21 protein-coding genes are annotated in these 22535 nt (G+C 69.9%); 15 read left to right on the forward strand and 6 right to left on the reverse strand.

Features of this window, described 5'->3' with window-relative positions; all coding sequences use genetic code 11:
- The first annotated feature begins 2 nt into the window (after nt 1–2).
- The 9 genes from ABGB01_RS16755 (at nt 3) to ABGB01_RS16795 (ending at nt 6769) form a co-directional block, all read left to right on the forward strand.
- The gene (locus ABGB01_RS16755; protein ID WP_347774263.1) at nt 3–932 is read left to right on the forward strand and encodes a fumarylacetoacetate hydrolase family protein; all 930 of its coding nucleotides are present in this window, start codon (nt 3–5) and stop codon (nt 930–932) included.
- The gene (locus tag ABGB01_RS16760) at nt 929–1750 is read left to right on the forward strand and encodes an SDR family NAD(P)-dependent oxidoreductase (RefSeq protein WP_347774264.1); all 822 of its coding nucleotides are present in this window, start codon (nt 929–931) and stop codon (nt 1748–1750) included. Before ABGB01_RS16755 ends, ABGB01_RS16760 begins: the two co-directional genes overlap by 4 nt.
- 115 nt (nt 1751–1865) lie before the next feature.
- Nucleotides 1866–2942 (forward strand): alcohol dehydrogenase catalytic domain-containing protein, encoded by a 1077-nt coding sequence (locus ABGB01_RS16765; protein ID WP_347774265.1) that lies wholly within the window; start codon nt 1866–1868, stop codon nt 2940–2942.
- On the forward strand, nt 2942–3376 hold the full coding sequence (locus tag ABGB01_RS16770; RefSeq protein WP_347774267.1) for a cupin domain-containing protein: 435 nt from the start codon (nt 2942–2944) through the stop codon (nt 3374–3376). The genes ABGB01_RS16765 and ABGB01_RS16770 overlap by 1 nt, the downstream gene beginning before the upstream one ends.
- Nucleotides 3376–4173: an SDR family oxidoreductase gene (locus ABGB01_RS16775; protein WP_347774268.1), complete on the forward strand. Its 798-nt coding sequence runs from the start codon at nt 3376–3378 to the stop codon at nt 4171–4173. The genes ABGB01_RS16770 and ABGB01_RS16775 overlap by 1 nt, the downstream gene beginning before the upstream one ends.
- Nucleotides 4174–4204: 31 nt before the next feature.
- Complete coding sequence (locus ABGB01_RS16780; RefSeq protein ID WP_347774269.1) at nt 4205–5122, forward strand: VOC family protein; 918 nt, start codon at nt 4205–4207, stop codon at nt 5120–5122.
- Nucleotides 5123–5265: 143 nt separating this feature from the next.
- Nucleotides 5266–5709 carry a cupin domain-containing protein gene (locus ABGB01_RS16785; RefSeq protein WP_347774271.1) on the forward strand — a complete coding sequence of 148 codons (444 nt, stop codon included), beginning with the start codon at nt 5266–5268 and terminating at the stop codon, nt 5707–5709.
- Nucleotides 5709–6023 (forward strand): hypothetical protein, encoded by a 315-nt coding sequence (locus ABGB01_RS16790; protein WP_347774272.1) that lies wholly within the window; start codon nt 5709–5711, stop codon nt 6021–6023. The genes ABGB01_RS16785 and ABGB01_RS16790 overlap by 1 nt, the downstream gene beginning before the upstream one ends.
- Nucleotides 6020–6769, forward strand: coding sequence for a GntR family transcriptional regulator (locus ABGB01_RS16795; protein WP_347774273.1), 750 nt, complete (start codon nt 6020–6022; stop codon nt 6767–6769). Before ABGB01_RS16790 ends, ABGB01_RS16795 begins: the two co-directional genes overlap by 4 nt.
- A gap of 21 nt (nt 6770–6790) precedes the next feature.
- Here the strand turns inward: ABGB01_RS16795 and ABGB01_RS16800 are convergent, their stop codons facing one another.
- Entirely contained in the window at nt 6791–7426 is a 636-nt protein-coding gene (locus ABGB01_RS16800) for a GNAT family protein (protein WP_347774274.1), read from the reverse strand.
- A gap of 299 nt (nt 7427–7725) precedes the next feature.
- On the opposite strand from ABGB01_RS16800, the gene ABGB01_RS16805 reads away from it, so the two are divergent.
- Nucleotides 7726–8337 carry a L,D-transpeptidase family protein gene (locus ABGB01_RS16805; protein WP_347774275.1) on the forward strand — a complete coding sequence of 204 codons (612 nt, stop codon included), beginning with the start codon at nt 7726–7728 and terminating at the stop codon, nt 8335–8337.
- Nucleotides 8338–8363: 26 nt separating this feature from the next.
- Here ABGB01_RS16805 and ABGB01_RS16810 read toward each other — a convergent pair whose 3' ends face one another.
- The 4 genes from ABGB01_RS16810 to ABGB01_RS16825 form a co-directional block, all read right to left on the reverse strand.
- On the reverse strand, nt 8364–9983 hold the full coding sequence (locus tag ABGB01_RS16810; RefSeq protein WP_347774276.1) for an NADH-ubiquinone oxidoreductase-F iron-sulfur binding region domain-containing protein: 1620 nt from the start codon (nt 9981–9983) through the stop codon (nt 8364–8366).
- Between the two features lie 31 nt (nt 9984–10014).
- Nucleotides 10015–10854: a ferric reductase-like transmembrane domain-containing protein gene (locus ABGB01_RS16815; protein WP_347774278.1), complete on the reverse strand. Its 840-nt coding sequence runs from the start codon at nt 10852–10854 to the stop codon at nt 10015–10017.
- 66 nt (nt 10855–10920) lie between these two features.
- Nucleotides 10921–12417: a DUF1996 domain-containing protein gene (locus ABGB01_RS16820; protein WP_347774280.1), complete on the reverse strand. Its 1497-nt coding sequence runs from the start codon at nt 12415–12417 to the stop codon at nt 10921–10923.
- Nucleotides 12414–13058 (reverse strand): DUF4142 domain-containing protein, encoded by a 645-nt coding sequence (locus ABGB01_RS16825; RefSeq protein ID WP_347774282.1) that lies wholly within the window; start codon nt 13056–13058, stop codon nt 12414–12416. Before ABGB01_RS16825 ends, ABGB01_RS16820 begins: the two co-directional genes overlap by 4 nt.
- A 108-nt stretch (nt 13059–13166) precedes the next feature.
- Here ABGB01_RS16825 and ABGB01_RS16830 point away from each other — a divergent pair, with 108 nt between their 5' ends.
- The 4 genes from ABGB01_RS16830 to ABGB01_RS16845 all read left to right on the forward strand — a co-directional run bounded on the left by ABGB01_RS16830 (nt 13167) and on the right by ABGB01_RS16845 (nt 19719).
- Complete coding sequence (locus ABGB01_RS16830; protein WP_201761090.1) at nt 13167–13721, forward strand: sigma-70 family RNA polymerase sigma factor; 555 nt, start codon at nt 13167–13169, stop codon at nt 13719–13721.
- Nucleotides 13721–13918: a zf-HC2 domain-containing protein gene (locus tag ABGB01_RS16835; protein ID WP_347774284.1), complete on the forward strand. Its 198-nt coding sequence runs from the start codon at nt 13721–13723 to the stop codon at nt 13916–13918. The genes ABGB01_RS16830 and ABGB01_RS16835 overlap by 1 nt, the downstream gene beginning before the upstream one ends.
- 84 nt (nt 13919–14002) lie before the next feature.
- Complete coding sequence (locus tag ABGB01_RS16840; RefSeq protein ID WP_347774286.1) at nt 14003–14806, forward strand: tryptophan 2,3-dioxygenase family protein; 804 nt, start codon at nt 14003–14005, stop codon at nt 14804–14806.
- Nucleotides 14807–14844: 38 nt separating this feature from the next.
- A complete protein-coding gene (locus ABGB01_RS16845) occupies nt 14845–19719 on the forward strand; it encodes an NAD-glutamate dehydrogenase (protein ID WP_347774288.1) in 4875 nt (1624 codons plus the stop codon).
- A gap of 212 nt (nt 19720–19931) precedes the next feature.
- On the opposite strand, the gene ABGB01_RS16850 is transcribed toward ABGB01_RS16845, so the two are convergent.
- The gene (locus ABGB01_RS16850; protein WP_347774290.1) at nt 19932–20954 is read right to left on the reverse strand and encodes a hypothetical protein; all 1023 of its coding nucleotides are present in this window, start codon (nt 20952–20954) and stop codon (nt 19932–19934) included.
- Between the two features lie 122 nt (nt 20955–21076).
- Here ABGB01_RS16850 and prfB point away from each other — a divergent pair, with 122 nt between their 5' ends.
- Complete coding sequence (prfB, locus tag ABGB01_RS16855) at nt 21077–22192, forward strand: peptide chain release factor 2 (RefSeq protein WP_347774292.1); 1116 nt, start codon at nt 21077–21079, stop codon at nt 22190–22192.
- Nucleotides 22193–22535 lie beyond the last annotated feature (343 nt).

A 22535-nucleotide genomic window follows, 5' to 3' on the forward strand; every position in this document is an offset into this window, starting at 1 on the left:
TAATGAGACTGGTTACCTACGCCATCGGTGGCGGCGCAGCGAGCGGTGTCCTCGCGGGCGATCGCGTCGTCGACCTGGCGAGTGCCGTGGCCCAGGCGGCAGGGGAAGACTCCGGGCTGCCACGGTCGCTGCCGGTGCGGGCGTACCTCGAAAGGGAGCTCGACCACGTGGCGGTGGCCGCCGCCGCCGGCGCGCTGGCCCGTGCGGGAGAAGGGGTCGCCCTCGACGAGGTCCGCCTGCTCCCGCCCGTGCCCGACCCGGAGAAGATCCTCTGCATCGGGCTGAACTACCGCGACCATGCCGAGGAAGCGGGGCTGCAACTACCGAGTGAGCCGATGGTGTTCGCGAAGTTCCGCAACAGCCTCATCGGCCCGGCCGACGCCATCGTGCTCCCGAACGCCGTCGAGCGGGTCGACTACGAGGCCGAGCTGGCCGTCGTCATCGGCCGCCGCGGCCGCGCGATCCCGGAGGAGCTGGCCCTGCGGCATGTCGCCGGGGTGACCGTGTTCAACGACGTGAGCGCCCGCGACATGCAGGCGGCGACCAGCCAGTGGACCATGGGCAAGGCCGTGGATACCTTCGGGCCGTGCGGACCGTCGCTGGTGACGCTGGACGAGGTCGGTGATCTGGACGACCTGCGGCTGCGCACTCGTGTCAACGGGGCGACGGTTCAGGACGGTACGACCGCGGACATGGTGTTCTCCGTCGCCCGGCTCATCTCCCACCTGAGCCGGGCGATGACCCTGGAGCCTGGCGACATCATCGCGACCGGCACGCCCGCCGGGGTGGGCTTCAAGCGCACGCCGCCGGTTCTGCTCAAGGACGGTGACCTCGTGGAGGTCGAGATCGACGGGCTCGGGACCCTGGCCAACCGGGTGGCAGGCCCGGCGGCCGAGCGGGCCGGCGGCGTCACCGCCGGCGCGACGGCGTGAACGACCGCCGGGCGCATGCGGCCGTGCATGGGGACGGGCAGGGGGACGGGTACGGCGACGGGCACGCGCCGGACCGGAGCTCCCTGAGGGGACGGCGGGCGCTGGTGACCGGGGCGGGACGGGGCATCGGCCGCGCGGCCGCCCGCGCGCTCGCGGCTCGCGGCGCGGACGTCGTGCTGATGGCGCGCAGCCCGGCCGAGCTCGGGGAGGTGGCCGACGCCATCCGTGCAGGAGGAGGCCGGGCGAGCACCGTCCCGGTGGACCTCACCGACGACGCCGCCCTCTCCGCCGCCATGCGAGAGGCCGGAGACGCCGACATCCTCGTCAACTGCGCGGGGACGAACCGCCCCGAACCGTTCGTGCGGGTGGCCGCCCGGGACCTCGACGATCTGCTGGCCCTCAACTTCCGCGCGGTCTTCCTGACCACCCAGCGCTTCGTCGCGTCCCTGCTCGAGCGCGGCCGGCGGGGCGTGATCGTCAACGTCACCAGCCAGATGGGCCATGTCGGCGCGCCGGACCGCAGCGTCTACTGCGCCACCAAACACGCGGTCGAGGGGCTGACGAAGGCGCTGGCGGTCGAGCTGGCCGGGCACGGCATCCGCGTCCTGTCCGTCGCGCCGACGTTCGTCGAGACGGCGATGACGGGCGCGTACCTGGCCGACCCCCGTTTCCGCGAGTCCGTACTCGCGCAGATCCCGCTCGGCCGCATGGGCACGCCGGAAGAGGTCGCCGACGTCGTCGCCTTCGCCGCCTCACCGGCCGCGGAGCTCATCACCGGCAGCAGCCTGCTGGCGGACGGCGGATGGGTCGCCCGCTGACGCCCGGCCGCCCCCGGAACACGAGGCCCGGAACACGAGTGAAGGACCCCGACATGCACGACACGGCACGAGCACGGAACCGCCGGCCCGCGCGGCCTGGCGGGGGAGGAGCGCGATGACGACGGCGACGCCGCTCACGACGCCGCGACCGCCGCGGCCGGGTGAGCTGATGCCGGCCCTGACCATGGCCGGCCCCCGGGACCTGCGACTGCGGATGGTGCCGGCGCCGGCGGCGCGACCCGGCCACTGCGTCGTCCGTATCGCCTACGTCGGACTGTGCGGTGCCGACGCGTCCTTCCACGACGGTTCCAGCATGTATCTGCGCGAGGGGCTCAAGCACTATCCGTTCATCTTCGGGCACGAGTGGAGCGGAACGGTCGTCGAGGTCGCCGACGACGTGCGCGGTTTCGCCCGCGGCGACCGGGTGGCCGGACACAACTTCGTCACCTGCGACGCGTGCTCCGAATGCCGGGCCGGCCGGCGCGTGTTGTGCCGGGCCCATTCGGAGATGGGGGTCCTCGGCGACTACCCGGGCGTGGCCGCCCGCTTCGCCTGCGTCCCGGCCAAGGTGCTCACACCGCTGCCGGACACGATCGGCGGTCCTGAGGCCGCGCTGCTCGAACCGTCCAGTACGGCGCTGCACGCGGTGCGGCGCACCGGGGTCCAGGACACCGACTCGGTGCTGGTCTTCGGCACCGGCACGCTCGGGCTCGTCACCATGCAGCTCGCGCGGGCACGCGGGGCGAGCGTGCACGTCGCGGGAGTCAAGCGGTACGGGCTCGACCTGGCCGGCAGCCTCGGCGCGGACGGAGTGCTGACGCCCCAGGACGTCGAGCACGACCGGTACGACGTGGTCATCGAGGCGTCGGGCGCGGTCGAGGCCGCCGCCCAGGCGCCGTCGGCGCTCGCGTACGGCGGCCGCCTGGGGCTGGTCGGCGTGCCCCACCACCCGGTGCCGCACTTCCCGGCCGCCTCGCTGGTGGTGAAGAACGCGACGGTGCACGGCGTGCTGTCCGGCATCGACGACTGGGACCGCCTGATCGGCGTGATCGGCAAGGGCGGGGTGGCGCTCGCACCGCTGATCGACCACGTCTATCCCTATCGCCGGGTCGATGAGGCGTTCGAGCGGCTCGCTCAGCCGGATCGCGCCCGGCCGAAGGTCCTGCTGGACTTCGGCTCGGAGGAGGAGTGATGGCGCGGATCCGATCCCGGCGCGACGTCCCCCAGGACCGGGACGCGACCACCCGCCCCGACACGGCGGGCACCGCCGTGTGGTGGCTGATCGACCGGAGCACGGCCGGCGCCGACTCGATCGTGCTCAACACCAACGAACTGCCTGCGGGCACCGCGCACCGGTTGCACCGGCATCCGCACGCCGAGCAGGCGGTGTTCGTGGTGGCGGGGCGCGGTGTGCACCTGACGGAGAGCGGCGGCGTCGAGGTCGTCGCGGGCGACGCGGTGCACGTCCCGGCCGGTGAGTGGCACGGCTTCGCCAACCCCTATCAGCAGGTGTGCACCATCGTCAGCGTGTACGGCGGCGTCGGCGACCGTTCCGAGGCGGGCTACGAGTCGCACCCCGCCCCGCCTCCCATCGCCGGCATCGACGACCAGGACAGGAAGGGCTGATGGATCTTCGCCTCGCGGGGAAGACCGCGTACATCACCGGCGGCGCGCACGGTATCGGTGCGGCCATCGCCGACCGGCTCTGCGCCGAGGGCGTCCGCGTGGCCATCGCCGACGCCGACGGCGCCGCGTTGCGGGCCCGCGGGCCGCGCTGGTCCTCGGACGCCGGGCCCGCGGTGCTCGCCGAATGCGACCTCTCGACCGCGGACGGCGTGAACCGGGCGGTCGAGACCGTGCTGGAGGGGCTGGGCGGCGCGCCCGACATCCTGGTCAACAATGTCGGCATCTGCGTCTCCAGGGAGTTCGCCGACATCGACGACGCCGCCTGGGAGCTGACGTTCCAGCTCAACTTCATGAGTTACGTGCGCACGTGCCGGGCCCTGGCCCCCGCCATGGCGGCCGCGGGCGGCGCCGCGATCGTCAACATCGCCTCCGATCTGGCCAAGCAGCCGGACACGGTCCCCGCCGACTACGGAGCCATGAAGTCGGCGATCCTCCACCTCAACAAGGTGCTCGCGCGCGGCTACGCCCCGGACGTCCGGGTGAACGCGGTGCTGCCCGGCCCGGTGTGGACCGGGCTCTGGTCGCGGCGCGGCGGCATAGCCGACCGGCTGGCCGGCATGTACGGGACCGATCGGGAGAGCGCGGTCGAGCGCTACCTGGAGGACCGGCAGCTGTCTCTGGGGCTGAGCGAGCCGGCGGACGTGGCCGATCTCGTCGCCTACCTCGCCTCGCCGCTGGCCCGCCGGATCAGCGGCTCGGCCTTCGACGTGGGCGGCACCATCCACGGACTGTACTGACGGGCGGCAACACGAAAGGAAGGAGGCCGGTATGCCCTCTCACGGACTCACCTCACTCACGATCGGCGTGCCCGACGTCGAGGAGACCGAGCGTTACTACACCGACTTCGGGCTCACCCCGCTGGGCGGCGGGCGGCTGGCGACGCTGGACGGCGGGGAGCAGTTGCGCCTCACGTACGCCCCCACGCGCAGGCTCATCGAGCTGCGCGTCGGGGTGGACGATCCGGACGACCTCGACCGGGTGGAACGCGGCCTGCGAGGGCTTGACCTGGCCACCGAGCGCGCGACGGGATCGGTGAGCGCGGTCGAGCCCGTCACCGGCGTGCGCGCCACGGTCGAGATCGCGCCGCGGACGGTGCAGGAGGCGCGCCCGGCGCCGGTCTACAACGGCCCGGGAAGGATCGACCGGCAGGGTTCCCGCGCCGACGGGGTGCTGCGCGACGGCCGGGTGCGCCCGCGCAAGCTCGGCCATGCCGTGCTGGGCTCGACCGACCAGGAGGCCACGCAGCGCTTCTTCACCGAGGGACTCGGTTTCAAGGTGAGCGACCTGGTCGCGGATCGAGCGGCGTTCCTGCGCTGCTCGACCGACCATCACAACCTGCTCGTGCAGCGCGCGCCCGTGGCCTTCCTGCACCACACGTCGTGGCAGGTCGACGACGTGGACGAGGTGGGGCGCGGGGCCATGCAGATGCTGGAGGAGCATCCCGAACGGCACGTCTGGGGGATGGGACGCCACCATGTCGGATCCAACTTCTTCTGGTATCTGCGCGACCCGGCGGGCAACTTCTCCGAGTACTACTCCGACATGGACTGCATCGTGGACGACCAGCTGTGGGAGCCGGGTGTGTGGGAGGGGATGAAGAGCCTCTACAACTGGGGCCCGCCGCCACCGCCGTCGTTCCTCAAACCCGAGGACCTCGCCGCGCTGATGACGGACGCCCACCAGTAGGTAGAGCTGCATACAGAACATGGCGACCGTCGATCGAGCAAGCTCCGTAGATGCGGCGAAAGCGGGGATGCCCGCGGTGGAGTCGCCTTGTTCCACTGATCAAAACTGTATACACTTTCCGTCAACGAAAGGGACGAAGCAACATGTCAAGCGTCATCGTCGGAGATGCCGACGCACCGGCCACGGTCATGGGGGTGCACGGCGGTGCGGGCGCCCTGCTGTGGAAGCGCCTGGCCACGGGCTCGCATCTGCATGGCGACTGGGACGGCATCGAATGGGTCGCGCTCGAGCCGGGCGCGCGGGCCGGGCTCCACGTGCACAGCCACACCGAGGAGATCTGGTATTTCCTCAAGGGGACGGGCGTGATCGAGCTCGACGGCGAGACCCACGAGGTGGCGCCGGGCACCCTGGTGCTGACTCCGCACCACAGCAGCCACGCGGCCTGGAACACCGGAGACGAGCGGCTCGACTACGTGGTGATCGAGGTCTTCCCGCCCGCGATCAGCAGGGCTTTGCCGCCGCGGCGTCCCACCGAAGAGCGCAACCCCGGCACGCAGCGTGCCGCCGACGAGAAGGAAGGTGCCTGATGGCCGGGCTCGTGACCACGCTCAAGCCGGGGCAGAGCCTCGCGGCCGGCGACTACTTCGCCGGCCCGTGGCGAGATTTCCAGCACCTGCGCCTGGCGCCTGGACAGCGGGAGGAGTTCGTCGCGGACAATGTCGAACTGGCGGCCTTCGTGATCTCCGGAAGCGGCGCCGGCGCCATCGGCGACGACTCGGTGCCTCTGCGCGAAGGCGTGTCGCTGACGGTCGGGCTCGGCAGCCGGGTCGCCGTCACAGCGGGTCAGGAGGGGTTGGACGTGTTCGTGACCAGACTAGACGTGGCCGCGGATCCACGGTGACGGTTACGCGAGCGGGCGACGGCGCCGTGGACTCCGGTGAGCGGGAGCACGGCGTCAGCCTCGTGCACGCCCGGCTGAGAGAGGCTCTCATCCGGGGTGAGCTCGAGGCCGGCCAGGTGCTCAGCCAGGTCCAGCTCGCCGAGCGCTACGGAGTGAGCCGCACCCCGTTGCGCGAGGCGCTGCGCCTGCTGGAGCGCGAGGGGCTCGTGGTCAGCGAGCCGAGGCGGCGGGTGCGCGTGGCGCCCTTCTCCATCGAAGACCTCGACCAGATCTACGCCGTGCGCATCAGCCTCGAGATCCTCGCGCTGCGGCTGACCCTTCCCCGCCTCACCGACGAGGAGATCGCCCGCATCGCCGAGCTGGAGCAGACGATGCGCCGGCACGCGGAGAACCATGACTACGACGCCTGGCACGAACCGCACCGGGAGTTCCATCGATCCTGCCTGACGCTCGCCGGCGACAGGTTGCTGGCCGACATCGACCGGGCCGCCGACCACGCCGAGAGATACCGGTTCTCCTACACCACTCAGGTGCCGACGGCATGGGGGCAGGGCCTGCGCGAGCATCACGAGATCCTGGTCGCGGTGCGTGACCGGAATGTCGAGGCGGCGAGCGTGGCCCTGGCCCGCCACTACGCGCGGGTGGCCCTGAGCGCCGCGGCCCTGCTCGTGCCCGAGTACGAACCGCGCGCCATTCGTGAGGCGCTCCGCATGGTGGTGCGTTCCCCCGACGTCGAGATCGTCTGAGCGCCCGGAGCCGCCGGGCGCTCAGCCGCCGAGGCCGAGGAGGGGCAGGCAGGCGGGCAGGTTGTGGATCTCGAAACCGGGTGACTCCTGCCAGTCCTCCCTGGCCAGGCGGAAGCGCCGGGTGACGGCCGGCCGGCCCTGGCGGTCGTGGACCGTGATGCCGTCCTCCTGGTAGCCGAGCTTTCTCGTCACCGCCAGCGAGGCGGGGTTGTCCTCGAATGCCTCGGTCGTCGCGTGGCGCGCGCCCAGCCCGGCGAAGGCGAGGTGCAACACCGCCCCGCGCATCTCGGTGCCGATGCCCTTGCCCTGGAAGCGCTGCCCGAGCCACGAGCCGGTGCCGACCTCGCGGGTGACCGCGAAGGACGTCGCCGTGATGCCCTGCGTGCCGACGATCTGGCCGTCGTACACGACCACGAAGTCGATCGACCACTTCTCCGGGGCGAGCGAGCCCCACGCGCGGAAGTGGTACTGCAGCGTGCTCCTGGCCCGCTCGGCGGGCTCGGCGTCCGTCCAGGGGAAGAAGAACGGCATGAATCCCGCCTCGTGGACGCCCTCGGCGGCGCGGTCCGCGAGCTCGTCGAGCTCGTCGAGTGAGGGGAGGCGCAGCTCCAGGCGGGGCGTGGTGATGGACAGGTCGAACAGGGGCCAGTTCCGCATACCACCGCATGGTGGCAGCCGGTGTGTCCGTTCGCGACCGATTTTTCGCCGGCCGTCGCGGGGAGTGATAGTCGAATAAACGGGGAATGCCCGTTTATAGCGGGATTCGTTAATTCGCTGCCTTTACCGGACAAAACCCATGCATGAGGTGAATTCTCGACGATGTGGGTAGGCATCGAATTATGATCATAAAGTTTCGGAGAATCGGCGCTTTCGCCGTTGGATGCGGGGCGCCCTTGCTGATGGGCATACCTGCGATGGCGGACAAAGACCGTCCGATACCGGTGGAAACGGCCGAGGTGAAGGCGCCCCTCCTGCGGCCGGGCGACCGCGGCAAGGAGATCGAGCTGCTCCAGCGGAGACTGCACCAGGGCCGCTACTACTTCGGCGAGATCAACGGGCGCTACGACGAGCAGACGAAGTTCGCGGTCTGGGCAGTGCAGAAGAGCCACAAGATGCAGGTGCGGGGCGCGGTGGGGCCGGACGTCTGGCGGGCGCTCGACCGGCCGCTTCGCACCCGTGCGCTGGTGCCCGGCGGCCCGGCGAACCGGGTCGAGGTCAGGCTCCGCGAGCAGCTGATGATCGTCTACCGCCGGCACCGTCCCGCGCTGATCTCGCACATCTCCAGCGGCGCCCAGAAACGCTGGTGCCTCAACGGGCGCTGCGGCGACGCGGTCACGCCCGTGGGCGATTTCCGCGTCAACCGGCGAGCGCCCGGTTGGACGACCGGGCCGCTCGGGTCGATGTACAACTCCCTCTACTTCGTCGGCGGCATCGCGCTGCACGGCTCCACGAAAGTCCCGAACCGGCCGGCGTCCCACGGGTGCGTACGCGTTCCGATGGAAACGTCCAAGCGGCTCTACCAAATGGTGGGCATGGGGGAGCCGGTATATGTGCGACAGAAATGGTAATTACTGAAATATTCGGATATGTCGCGTCACCCCGCCGTACCTCCGACCCTCGAGACGTTCGGGCCGGTGCTCACGCGCGTGAGCCGGGGCATGCTCGCCCCGGCCCTCCTGAGCACGCCGTCCTTGACCAGCCGCAGGGGCGAGCCGGCGGGCGTGGGGCCGTTCCCGGTGGTCCGGGCGAGCCGCAGGGCCAGCGCCGGGCACATGTCGACCGCCCGCCGCGCCTCCTTGGCGAGGTAGCCGGGGACGTTCCTGAACGACGGGAACCCGTAGTCGTCCAGGTCCACGAACTCCGGCAGCAGGTGCGCGCAGAGCCCGTGCCCCTGGCAGCGGGACCAGTCGACCTCCAGCCGGTACTCGGGGTCGGCCTCGCGCTCGGGCATCGGCAGCACGCCGCGGATCGGCCGGCCGCACGAGCCGTGCTCCAGGTGCTGCGCGATCTCGGTCTCGAACGCGTCCAGCGCCGACAACACGAACTTCGCCGTGCCGTCGGGGTGGAAGCACGCCCCGCGCCGCTCGACGCCGCGCACGCAACGGCGTACGGCGTCCACCGAACCCGTGCCCTCGACCAGCGCGTACATGGCCCTGGCGATGTCCGGCAGCCCGAGGCGGCACGGACCGCACTGGCCGGCCGACTCGGCCGCCAGATAGGCCGACACCCTGGCGGCCTCTCCGAGCGCGCAGGTGGACTCGCCGAGCGGGACGATGATCCCGGCCCCGAGAGTCGCTCCTGCCTGCTTCATGCCCTCGCGTGAGAGCACGGCCGTCTGGACGACCTCCGCGGACAACCACGCGCCGTGGTAGCCGCCGATGAGCACGCCGTCGCCGATCTCGGCCTCGGTCAGCGCGAGCACGTCGGCCAGGTAGGTGCCCGTGGGCGCCTCGATGACCGCGCCCTGGGCCGCGCCGCCGCTGACGGTGAGCAGGATGGTGCCGGGCTCCTTGCTGGTGCCGACCTCGGCGTACTTCTCGGGGCCGTACTCCGCCAGCAGGGCGAACTGCGCGTACGTCTCCGTGTTGGACAGCAGGGTGGGCAGCCCGTCCACGCCGCTCGTGGCGGCCCGCTTCTTGCGGCCTGGCGGGATGCCCTCCTCGCCGTTCACGGCCTTGACGAGCGCGCCTCCTTCGCCGGAGATGAACCTCTCCTCAATCCCGACCACCCGGATCGGGACCCGGCTCTCCGCACCGCCCGACACGTTCGAGGCCCGGCGCTCGGCCACGGCGGCGGCGACGGACGCCTCGGCGACCTCGCCACCGGCCGTGGCGACGACCACCTCGCGGGCGCCCAGCGCCTCGGCGGCCAGCACCGCGCCGTCCAGCACCAGGTGGGGGTTGCGGGTGAGCAGCATGGCGTCCTTGGAACTGGCCGGCTCGCCTTCGGCGCCGTTGACCAGCACCACGCTCTCGCCCGTGCCCGCCGCGTCGGCGACCGCCCGCAGCTTACGCGCGAACGGGAAGGCCGCCCCGCCCCGCCCGCGCATGTCCACGTCGTTGGCAAGGGAGATGAGCTCGCCCAGCTCGCGCGGCTCCACGACCCCGTGGAGCGTGCGGTGCGCGGGCAGGTCGAGCCGGCGGCAGTGGTCGAGCCCGGCGGTGAGCCGGGCCGGACCCATGCGTAACACCCGGGGAACTCGGGCCGGAATCACGGTCGCTCCTGATCAGTCGTCGCGGGCAGGCTCAACCGGCCTCCCGGTATCTGCGCCTGGCATCGGCCAGGCTCACGGGTGCGTTGACGTTCACCGCACCAGTCCTGGCGCCGGCCCCGGCGGCGGCCGGGACCTTCTGCGGCCGTTGGTTCGGCACGCCCGCGGTGGCCGGCGACGTCACCGCCGGCTCTTCGACCCTCTCGGGCACGATCGGCGGCCGGCGCAGCGAGGCCAGCACCCGCACGCAGAGCGCGGAGCCGACCGCCGCCAGGCAGGCCACGTAGGACCAGGCCACCCAGCCGGCCGGCGGACGGCCGGCGGTGAGCCCGTGCATGATGCCGACCGGCCAGGCCACGTACGCGGCGGCGTGGAGGATCCGCCACATCCATGGCCTGGTCCGTACGGCGAAGCGCCCCCTCAACATTCCCGTGACCACGGCCAGGACCATCAGGTCGAAGGCCAGTGCGCCGAACCCCACGTAGAGCCCGGCGACGGGGACGACCGCCGCCCCCAGCGGCACGTGCCCCAGGCTGATCATGAGGGTGATGTGCGTGATCAGGTAGGCCAGCCCGATGAACGCGGTGGCTCTGTGCGCGAGCTGGGCCCTGACCCGGTTGGCCGGTGTCAGGAAGACGCGTTCGGTGGTGAGCAGGCCGAGCGCGACCGTCGCGGTCAGCAACACCAGCGCGAACACGCCCGCGTAGAACTCGAGGAAGCCCACCCCTCGGCCGAGCAGCGCCACGCCACGTTCCGTCCTGGTCAGCGCGAACGCCGACAACAGGATGGCCATGATCGAGGCGCTCGCCCCCAGCCGGACGCTTCTGGTGTCCAGCTTGGTGGGGGCGTGCCTGGGGGATCGTCTGTGGAGCATCTATTTCCCTCCAAGGTCGGGTGAGGGTGCGACTCGGAAGGCTGGTGCCCGTGAGGGCATGTCAGATCAGCAACGGCGGCCCCGGTTGATGCATGAGACGACGGTCTGCATCAGCCGATCGGGCATCACATTGACGAAGTCGCCGTGGTCGGTGACCGGATTGTGCTTCTGCTCGGGGAAGGCGTCCACGGCGTACGACGGGCCTTGTGGGACGTTGTACGCGAGGGTCATGCGGAGTTGGGGAACCGCCCGAGTGCCCTGAGGGCAGGCACCGTTCTGGTCGGGGAAGACCACGTGCGTCCGGTGATTGGCGCTGTCGGTGTTCTGGCCGTCCCAGCAGCTAGGGAAGTCCAGGATACGAAGAACCTGACTGCCACGCGGGCAAAGCGTGTATTTGCCGGGACTTATGCGATTTTGGAATCCCGAGCAGCTCCAGCCGGCCTTGGCGTTGGCGCCGCCGTTCGTGCCCGCCTTGGCGTCACCGGTGATGATTCTCAGGAACCTTGGCATCGCCACGACGTCGTCGGTGGCGTTGCCGCGGAACTGGAGCGTCGCGGCGCGGGGCAGCAGCAGGCGGCCGACGTTGCCGTCGGGGTCGTCGGCGTTCTCGTTGGACCTGCGGTCCCTGATCACGGGCCAGAAGTACGTGGACTTGTCACCCAGCCGGCAGGTGGTGCCCGCGGCGGCCAGGCTCTCGTCGGTGGAGAACGCGTCCGTCGACAGGTTGCCCACGTAGTCGTGCAGGTGGTGCGCCCCGTTGCTCACGCCGGGCGCGACGATGAAGTTGTCGGGGTTGTGGTGGCGGTTCTGGTTGGTGCCGCAGCGGGAGACGAACGAGCCGCGGGAGCCGTCCCTGCCGATCCGCACCTGGTTGACCGGCTGGACCTGGCGGATGTTGACGAAGTCAGCGGTGAACGGGCCGAGGTCGCAGTCATTACCGGCGCCGCCCTGGGTGGGGGAGGGGGACGCCGTTCCCTGCGGGGGCGGGCTCTGCGTCGGGTCGTCGGTGGGGTCGTCGGTCGGGTTACCGGTCGGGTTGTCGGTCGGATCGCCGGTGGGGTTGCCGGTGGGGTCGTCGTTCGGGTCCTGGGTCCGCGTCGGGCGGGGGTCCGGCCGGCCGCGGCGCGACTGCACCGTGGCGCTCTCCTCGGGTTCGGGGGCGCGCGCCGTGTCGTCCGGCGAGCCGGCGGGGTCGGCCACCGCCGCGCCGCCTCCCTGGGGAGCCTGCTGATCGGCGTCCTGCTGATCCTGGCCCTGTCCCTGTCCCTGGTCCTGACCCTGTCCCTGGTCCTGGTTCGGGTCCTGGTTCGGGTCCTGGCGTCCCTGGTTCCGGTCGGGGAACCGCCGGTCGCGGTCCTGGCCCTGGTTCCGTCCGTTCCTGTTCCGCTGGTCGAAGTCTCGCCGCTGATTCTGATCCCGCTGTTCCTGCTGCGACGGGGAATCGGCCGAGTCGCAGATGTCGGCGCGTGCCGGGCCGACCCCGATGACGGCCGCGGACACCAGCCCGCTCGCCGTCACGGCCAAAGCGGACATGGCCGCGGCCATGCGTCTGGATCTCCTCATGTGTGTCTCCTCTTATCGACCGCCAACGCGACGGGTGGAGCCGGCGCGGGCATGGGAGGCTCCGGCAGGGCGTTGTGGTCGACCAGGCCGGTGGACTCCAGCAGCGCCATGTGTCTCATGACGTACTTCACGCCCTCCTCGGCGAACTTCCTGATCTCGGAGTTGCGGGTGCCCGCCCGCACCGCCGCCACGGTGGTGAAGACCTTGCCGTGCGCGGCACGCAGCAGGTTCGCGTAGTCCCTGTCGAAGGCGGGCCCGCTCTCCGCGGCGAGCTGGGCCATCCAGCTCTGCTGCTGCGGGCTGGGCTCGTCCGGCAGTGCCACGCCCAGCTTCTTCGCGACCTGACGGGTCAGCAGGTCCAGCTTCATGTGATCTTCCATGAGCAGCCTGCCGACTTCCTTGACACGCTGGGACTCGGCGCGGGTCCTGGCGTACTCGCCCGCGGGCATCTCCCAGAGGCCGGCCTGCCGTACCTTGACCAGCAGGTCGCGGTCGGCCGCCGTGAGCGGCCCTGTGGACGTCTGCGCCCACTGGGCGGCAGCGGGATCGATCACCGGTGGCATGACCAGCAGGATCGTCACCGCGGCCGCCACGACGAAGCCGCCGAGCATGAACACCTCGCCGCGCAAAAGCCTGTGCATGGTGGGAGGTACGCGGGCTTCTCGCCCCTGGTTCATCTATGGCCGGAGATAGTTAGAAATGACTGGAGTTATCGGAGTGGCTACCGCTTGGATAACGAAGGTGTAAAGATGTGCCCCGTGCTAGGTCACCTCGACGGCAGGTTCGAGAGTGCGGATGCCGAGGCGGAGCACCGCATTGCGGTGCTTTACCAGGAGTTCGGCGGCCCTCTGCTGCGACACGTCCGCAAATCCACAGGTAACGACCTTCAGTGGGCCGAAGACGTTGTACAGGAGACGCTCGTCCGGGCCTGGCGGAACTCGGCAAGACTGCAATGGGAACCAAGCCTTATATGGGCGTGGCTGCTTACCGTGGCCCGTCGCATAGTCATTGATGGTCGTCGGCGGAAGAGCGTTCGGCCGCAGGAGGTCGAGCCGCCCGAAGTCGACATGATGGCGGTGCCGGACGGTTCGGATCGGGCTCTGTCGGCGATGGTCGTCGCGGACGCCCTCCGGTCCCTGTCCGCGGAACACCGCGAAGTCATTGAGCAGACCTACCTTCGAGACCGTACGATAAGTGAGGCGGCGGAGATTCTGGGGATCCCACCGGGCACGGTGAAGTCCCGGCTCTACTACGGGATCCGGGCTCTCCGCGAACTGCTGCGGGACAAGGGGGTAGCCGGCTGATGCATGACGGGGTGGCCGCCTACGTTCTCGGCGTCCTCGATGAAGAGGAGCACGAGGCCTTCGAACGCCACCTCGACACATGCGAGCGATGCCAGGCGGAGCTTGTGGAGCTCGCCGAGCTGCCGGACCAGCTCGACGAGCTCAAGAACGCCTCCTCGACCTCCGACGACGATCCCCCGATGTCGATGTCACGTTGACGTCTATCCCCTTTTCGGGTGATATCGGTATCGGCAAGACGTGCGCCCGGCGGCAAGTGCCGGGTGGTCGGGGGGAGGTGTTCGGTGGGCATCGACGACGATGCGCCCCGTCCCCCGCGCCGGCGCTTCGGCGAGGAAGGCGGCCGGCTGTCGTACGGTGGCTACCTCCGCCTGCCCGCGCTGCTCGCCCAGCAGCAGCCGCAGTCGCAGGCCCCTGACGAGCTGCTCTTCATCACCATCCACCAGGTCTACGAGCTCTGGTTCAAGCTGCTGCTCCATGAGCTGGAGTCGGTCCGCGAGGCCATGTCCCGTGGCGAGCTGTGGCGGGCCAGGCACCTGTTCCGGCGGGTGCACGCGGTCGAGCGGGTGCTGGTCGAGCAGGTCGAGGTCCTGGAGACGATGACGCCCCAGGACTTCCTCGAGTTCCGCTCGATGCTGGAGCCCGCCAGCGGGTTCCAGTCCGTGCAGTTCCGGGAGCTGGAGTTCCTGTCCGGGCTGAAGGACGAGCGTTACCTCGGCAGCTTCCGGCACGCCGAGGAGGCCGATCTCGCCAGGCTGCGCCGCAGGCTGTCGGAGCCCACGCTGTGGGACGCCTATCTTGACGCGCTCTCGCTGCGTGGCCTGCCGGTCTCCGATGATGAGATCATGAACTCGCTGCTGGCCGTGGCGAGAGACCGCAGGTCCCACGACGACCTGTGGCAACTGGCCGAAGACCTGCTGACCCACGACGAGACCACAGCGCTGTGGCGAATGCGTCATGTCCAGATGGTCGAACGCCAGATCGGCACCAAGTCGGGCACAGGCGGCTCGACGGGCGCCCCCTATCTGCGCGGTAGAACGCGCCTGCACTACTTCCCGCTGCTGTGGGAACTAAGGGCCTGGCTATGAACAGCCATGGCGAACCCTCACAAAGGAGTGAGAGCGAAATGCCGCTCGACGAGGCCAAGGATGAGCTGCTCCAGCGAGCCGCCGAGAACTGCGCGACGAGCACGGAGCACATGAGCGCCGAAGAGGCGCTGTCCTTCCTCCGGCTCTACTACCGGCACGTCGCGCCGGAGGACCTGCTCGACCGCAACCCCGTTGACGTGTACGGCCCCGCGATGTCCCAGAGGCAGCTGGCCGAGGTCCGCCCGCAGGGCAGGCCGGTGGTCCGGGCCTACACCCCGACGGTCGACGAGAACGGGTGGGATCCCGGGCACTCGGTCGTCGAGGTGGTCACCGACGACATGCCGTTCCTGGTCGACTCGGTGACGATGGAGCTCGACCGGCACGGCCTGGGCGTGCACCTGCTGGTCCACCCGCAGATGCGGGTGCGCCGCGACATGACGGGCCGGATGCTCGGCCCCGACCAGCAGGACGTCACCGGACAGATGCTGGTCGAGTCGTGGATGCACATCGAGATCGACCGGCAGTCCGACCCCCGCGCGCTCAAGACACTCGAGGGCGACCTGCTGCGGGTGCTCACCGACGTGCGGCACGCGGTCGAGGACTTCAGGAAGATGCGGGCGCTGGCCGTCCAGACCGCGGAAGACCTGGGCATGAACCCGCCGCCGCTGGAGCCCGCGGAGGTCGAGGACAGCATCGACCTGCTGCGCTGGCTCGCCGACGGGCACTTCACCTTCCTCGGCTACCGCGAATACCGGCTCGAGCACACCGACGAGGGCGAGACGCTGCGCCCGCTTCCCGGTGCGGCGCTGGGCATCCTGCGTGACGACAAGGTCAGCTCCGACAGCTTCTCCGCGCTGCCCGCCGAGCTGCGGGCCAAGGCGCGCGAGAAGCACCTCATGATCATCACCAAGGCCAACTCCCGGGCCACCGTGCACCGCGCCACCTACCTCGACTACATCGGGGTCAAGGTGTTCTCGCCCGAGGGTGAGGTGATCGGTGAGCGGCGTTTCCTCGGCCTGTTCACGCACGTGGCCTACAACGAGTCGATCTCCCGGATCCCCGTGCTCCGGCGGAAGCTGGCCGACGTCCTCGACCAGGCCGGGCTGGCGCCCGACAGCCACGACGGCAAGGACCTCATCGAGATCCTCGAGACGTTCCCGCGCGACGAGCTGTTCCAGACCTCGATCGACGAGCTCCTGCCGATCGCGCTGGGCGTGCTCCGGCTGCGCGAGCGCAAGCAGGTCAAGTTGTTCCTGCGGCGCGACGACTACGGCCGCTACATCTCCTGCCTGATCTACCTGCCGCGCGACCGCTACACCACCAAGGTCCGCATGAAGATGCAGGAGGTGCTGCTCAAGGCCCTGGGCGGCACCTCGCTCGACTACAGCGCCATGATCGGCGAGTCGGTGCTGGCCCGCCTGCACGTGGTCGTGCGGGGCGAGCGGGGCAAGCAGTTGCCGCCGCCGAGCGTGGACGTGGAGGAGTTGGAGGCGCGGCTGGCGGCCATCACCCGCTCCTGGGAGGACGACCTGGCCACCGCGCTGGTGGAGCTGACGTCGGAGGAGGAAGCTCCCGGGCTCATCCGCCGGTACGCCTCCGCGTTCCCCGAGGGGTACAAAGCGGACTTCCCGCCCAAGGTCGCCGTGGTCGACCTGCAGCGGCTGGAGCAGCTCGTCGGCGCGGACGACGACGGGCAGGTCGAGCTCAACCTCTACGAGCCGTACGACGCGGCCGAGGGGGAGCGACGGCTCAAGATCTACAAGGTCGGCTCGCCCATCTCGCTGTCGAAGGTGCTGCCGCTCATCCAGCGGCTCGGCGTCGAGGTGGTCGACGAGCGGCCGTACGAAGTCGACCGCGACAACGACCCCACCACCAAGAACGCCTGGATCTACGACTTCGGGCTGCGCTACACGCCGTCCGACGATGTCGGCAGGGAGGACTTCAAGCGGCTCTTCCAGGACGGGCTCACCGCCCTGTGGACGGGCCGGGTGCAGGCCGACGACTTCAACTCGCTCATCCTGAGCGCCGGGCTGACCTGGGAGCAGGCCGAGATCCTGCGGGCCTACGCGAAATACCTGCGCCAGGCGGGCAGCACGTTCTCGCAGGCGTACATGGAGCGGGTGCTCCTGGGCAACGTGCGGCTGGCGCGGCTGCTCGTCAGCCTGTTCGAGGCCCGGCACGATCCGCGGCGGCCCGACGACGTGCGCACCGAGCTGGCCGACGCGATCCACGAGGAGATCCTGGGCGCGCTCGACGAGGTGGCCTCGCTGGACGAGGACCGCGTGTTGCGGGCGTACCTGGAGATGATTCAGGCCACGCTGCGTACCAACTATTTCCAGACGGTGAATGGGCGGCGAAAAGAGTACATATCGCTCAAGTTCGACCCGCAGGCCATCAGCGTCCTGCCCCTTCCGCGGCCCAAGTTCGAGATATTCGTGTACTCGCCGCGGGTCGAGGGCGTGCATCTCCGGTTCGGGAAAGTGGCGCGGGGTGGATTGCGGTGGTCTGACCGGATGGAGGACTTCCGTACGGAAATTCTCGGCCTGGTTAAGGCCCAGATGGTGAAAAATACCGTTATTGTGCCGACCGGGTCTAAGGGTGGGTTTGTCGTTAAACGGCCACCTCTGTCCGGAAAGCGGGAAGATGTGCAGGCCGAGGGCGTGGCCTGCTACCGCATGTTCATCTCCGGCCTGCTCGACGTCACCGACAACCTCGTGGACGGCAAGGTCGTCCCGCCGCCCGACGTGGTGAGGCACGACGGCACCGACACCTACCTCGTCGTGGCCGCCGACAAGGGCACCGCGACGTTCTCCGACATCGCCAACGCCGTGGCCAAGGAGTACGGCTTCTGGCTGGGCGACGCCTTCGCCTCCGGCGGCTCGATCGGCTACGACCACAAGGCCATGGGCATCACCGCCCGCGGCGCGTGGGAGTCGGTCAAATACCACTTCCGCACCACGGGCGTGGACGTGCAGAGCACCGACTTCACGGTGGCCGGCGTGGGCGACATGTCCGGCGACGTGTTCGGCAACGGCATGCTGCTGTCGCAGCACATCCGGCTGGTGGCCGCGTTCGACCACCGGCACATCTTCGTCGACCCCACCCCCGACGCGGCCCGCTCGTTCGGCGAACGGCAGCGCCTGTTCGAGCTGCCACGCAGCTCCTGGGAGGACTACGACGCCACGCTGATCTCGGCGGGGGGCGGCGTCTTCTCGCGCACCGCCAAGTCCATCCCGATCACCCCCCAGATGCGCGAGGCGCTCGGCATCCCCGCCGGCGTCACCTCCATGGCCCCCAACGACCTGATCAGCGCCATCCTGCGGGCCCCCGTCGACCTGCTGTGGAACGGCGGCATCGGCACCTACGTCAAGGCGGGCTCCGAGTCCCACGCCGACGTGGGCGACAAGGCCAACGACGCGCTCAGGATCGACGCCGCCGATCTGCGCTGCAAGGTCGTCGGCGAAGGCGGCAACCTCGGGTTCACCCAGCTGGCCCGCATCGAGTTCGCGCTGAACGGCGGCCTGATCAACACCGACTTCATCGACAACTCGGCCGGCGTCGACACCTCCGACCACGAGGTGAACATCAAGATCCTGCTGGACCAGGTCGTCCGCGACGGCGAGCTGACCGACAAGCAGCGCAACCAGGTCTTCACCTCGATGACCGACGAGGTCGCCCGCCTGGTGCTGCGCGACAACCACGCCCAGAACGTGGTCCTGGCCGCCGCCCGCGCCCAGGCCGTCGCGATGCTCCACATCCACGCCCGCTACCTGCGGCGGCTGGAACGCGAAGGACTGATCAACCGGGAGCTGGAGTTCCTGCCCTCCGACAAGCAGCTGGCCGAACGCCGGCAGGCCAGGCTCGGCCTGACCGCCCCCGAGTTCGCCGTGCTGCTCGCCTACACCAAGCTGACCGTCGACGCCGAGGTGCTCGCCTCCGACCTGCCCGACGACCCCTACCTTGCCTCGTGGCTGGTGTCGTACTTCCCGTCGGCGCTGCGTGAGCGGTTCCGCACGTACATGGACGCCCACCCGCTGCGCCGGGAGATCATCACCACCTGCGTGGTGAACGAGCTGGTCAACTCCATGGGCACCACGTTCATGTACCGCTTCGGCGAGGAGACGGGCGCCTCGACGCCCGACATCGTGCGGGCCTACCTCGTGGCGCGCGAGGTGTTCGACCTGCCGAGCTTCTACCGGGACGTGGAGTCGCTGGACAAGCAGGTCGACACGGCCACCCAGATCGCCATGCTGCTGGAGGCCCGCAAGCTGGTCGAGCGCGGCACCCGCTGGCTGCTGGTCAACCGCCGGCCGCCGCTGGACCTGGCCGGGGCGGTCGGCTTCTTCATGAAGCCGGTCAACGGCGTGGTCTCCCACATCCCCAAGCTGCTGACCGGTCCCGACCTGGCCGCGTACGAGGAGCGCCGCGACTCGTTCCTCGCCAGGGGCGTGCCGCTGGAGCTGGCCGAGCGGGTGGCCGCCATGGTGCCCGCGTACTCGATGCTGGACATGGTGGAGATCTCCTCCGTGACCGACCGTCCGGTCCACGAGGCCGCGGAGGTCTACTTCGACCTGGCCGACCGGCTGCAACTGGCCCGCATCCGGGAGCGCATCATCGCGCTGCCCAGGGACAACCGGTGGAACTCGATGGCCCGCTCGGCCCTGCGCGACGACCTCTACGCGGCGCACGCCTCCCTGACCCGTGACGTGCTGGCCCACAGCACGCCGGGCCTGCCGCCGGAGGAGCGGCTGGCCAGGTGGACGGAGGCCAACACGGCAGCCGTCTTCCGCGCCCGGCAGACGTTGTCGGAGATCTGGGAGAGCGACACCTTCGACCTGGCCACCCTCTCGGTCGCCCTGCGAGCCATCCGCACCCTGGTCTCCGCCAGCAACCTCCCCCACACGGAGTCCTGACGGAAGGGGCGGGCGCCAGAGGGTGCCCGCCCCGCCCCTGCCCCGAGGGCAAGCCAGGAACGGGTCTCACGGGTCAAGAACTCGGCGAAGAAGACGGTCAAGGAGACGCTCGTCACGGCGAGCCACCCGTGAGCCCTCACGACCGGCCATGACGGACGTAAAGTGGCTACGGCCGCGTGCGGGGCCGTCGGCTGTGCCGTAAGAAGAGAAGATCAGGTTCCGGACGCACGCGTGAGCGCGCCGTCGTGGGCGATCACGGGAGCCGCTTTGGGGGCGGTGAGGGGAGGGACGACCGTCGCGTACTGGTGTGTTTCGACCAGCCGCAGCGTGCGGCGCAGCACCGGCGTGCTGATCGCCCACCTGGCCGACCTCGGCACCGGGATGTAGTCGTCCTCGGCGGTGCGCGTCGTCGTGGTCGTGGTGCGGGACAGGGAATATTGGATGAGCGCCCCGCCGTCCTTGGTGCGCAGCGCGTAGACCGGGTAGTTGTCGGCACTGAAGATCGAGTCGTAGCTGAAGCCCTCGGTCTTGGCGTCCTCGCGGCGCGAGGCGATCTGCTCGGCCACCTCAGTCGTGTACGGCCCCTCCGCGACGAGCCCGGCGGTGACCCCGGCGGTGCCCGTCTCGGCCACGCTCGCGTGCACCGGCCCCATGAACTGCGGGCTGATCGTGACGGTCTTGTCGTCGGAGGCGACCGCGTCGGCGTAGCCGTCGGCGTCGAGTTCGATCTCCGGGAGCTCCTGCCCGGGCTCGAGCTGGGCCGCGGAGCTGATGCGCCAGCGGTCGGACCTGGTGAACGTCAGGAGCGTCGGATGCCCGTCGCGGGTCGCCAGCGCGCTGAACCACGGCGACTCCTCGCCCTGCTCGAACCGGGGCACGAACAGGGTCGGCGACCCCCACGTGTAGCGGCGCGGCGCGTAGTCGGTGGACAGGTAGTCGGCCACGGTGATGCGGGTCTGCCCGCCGGCCGTGAGATCGACGGCCAGCCCGAGGCGCCCCTGAAGGTCGCTCTTCACCCGCAGCACGTCGTCGGAGACGGTGACCTCGGCGAAGACCTCGGCCGCTTCCGTCCGCGTGACCTCCGGCTCGTCAGGAGACGGTGAGGGGGAGGAGGTCGCGGCGGCGGCGGAGCTGGTGGGGGTCGATCGTGGCTGGGCATCGCTCGTGCAGGCGGTCGCCACGGCAAGCAAGCCGGCGGCGAGCGCCAGCGCTGTCCGCCGACCATGTACACGCACCTGGCCCATGCTATTCGCGCCGGCGGCACGCCGGGGCCCGCCGACACCGATCAGCGGGTCACCAGCGCTGGACAGGGACGCTTGGGAGGTGAACTCCCCGAAGGAGGCTAGTGTAGGGAGGCGTGGCAGGTATGGATCCGGCAGAAGAGATCAACGAACTCGCGGGCACGCTCCGCAGCATCCAGGACGTGCTCGACCTCGACGCGATGCGCAAGCAGATCGACGAGCTCGAGCAGCAGGTTGCCGCCCCTGACCTGTGGGACGACCCCGACCTGGCACAGAAGGTGACCAGCAAGCTCTCCCACCTCCAGGGCGAGCTCAACCGCGTCGAGGGCCTGGCGCGCAGGCTCGACGACCTGACGGTCCTCTACGAGCTGGCCGCCGAGGAGAGCGACGACGACACGCGTGCCGAGGCCGACAAGGAGCTCGACACGCTGAGGTCCGACATCGGCGCCATGGAGGTGCGCACGCTGCTGTCGGGCGAATACGACGCCCGCGAGGCGCTCGTCACGATCAACTCCCAGGCAGGTGGCGTCGACGCCGCCGACTGGGCCGAGATGCTGCTGCGGATGTATATGCGCTGGGCCGAGCGCAAGGGTTATGCCACCGAGGTCTACGACACCTCCTATGCGGAGGAGGCCGGCATCAAGTCGGCCACGTTCACGGTCAAGGCCCCCTACGCCTACGGCACGCTGCGCGGCGAGCACGGCACCCACCGCCTCGTGCGCATCAGCCCGTTCGACAACCAGGGGCGCAGGCAGACGTCGTTCGCCGGGGTCGACGTCGTGCCGGTGGTCGAGCAGACCGACCACATCGACATCAACGAGGACGAGATCCGCGTCGACGTCTACCGTTCGAGCGGCCCGGGCGGCCAGGGCGTCAACACGACCGACTCGGCGGTGCGCATCACCCACATCCCCAGCGGCATCGTCGTCTCCTGCCAGAACGAACGTTCGCAGCTCCAGAACCGCGCCACCGCCATGAACGTGCTCCAGGCCAAGCTGCTGGAGCGCAAGCGGCAGGAGGAGGCGGAGAAGATGTCGGAGCTGCGCGGCGCGTCCACCACGTCATGGGGCACGCAGATCCGCAACTACGTGCTGCACCCTTACCAGATCGTGAAGGACCTGCGCACCAACACCGAGGCGGGCAACCCGTCGGCGGTGCTCGACGGCGACCTCGACACGTTCATCGAGTCGGAGATCCGCTGGATGCGGCGGCAGGAGTCAGACGCCGAATAGGTGGTTGAGCACGAGGCTCACGAAGAGCAGCACGACGAGGAGCACGAGGACGACTGCGGGTGACAGCCCGGCGAAGCCGTGCTGGTGCATACGCTCTCTGCTGGCGCGGCAGACGGGGCAGCGTCCCTCGATCACGGGGTGGGCGCATTGCGCGCATACGAGGTGTTCACAGCTCATGACAGCCCCAAGTCTAGCCGCACAATCGTTTTGTTTCCGTTATGGACGTTCCATGCCAGTCTTCCCTCTAGACTGTCGTCTGGCCAATCGGAACGTCGATCATCGGTAAAGAAGACGTCCCCGGTCGGCCAGTGGCGGGAAGTGGGCATATGCCACCCTCGCTTCC

This window comes from Nonomuraea sp. B5E05 (assembly GCF_039880665.1).
Lineage (GTDB): Bacteria > Actinomycetota > Actinomycetes > Streptosporangiales > Streptosporangiaceae > Nonomuraea.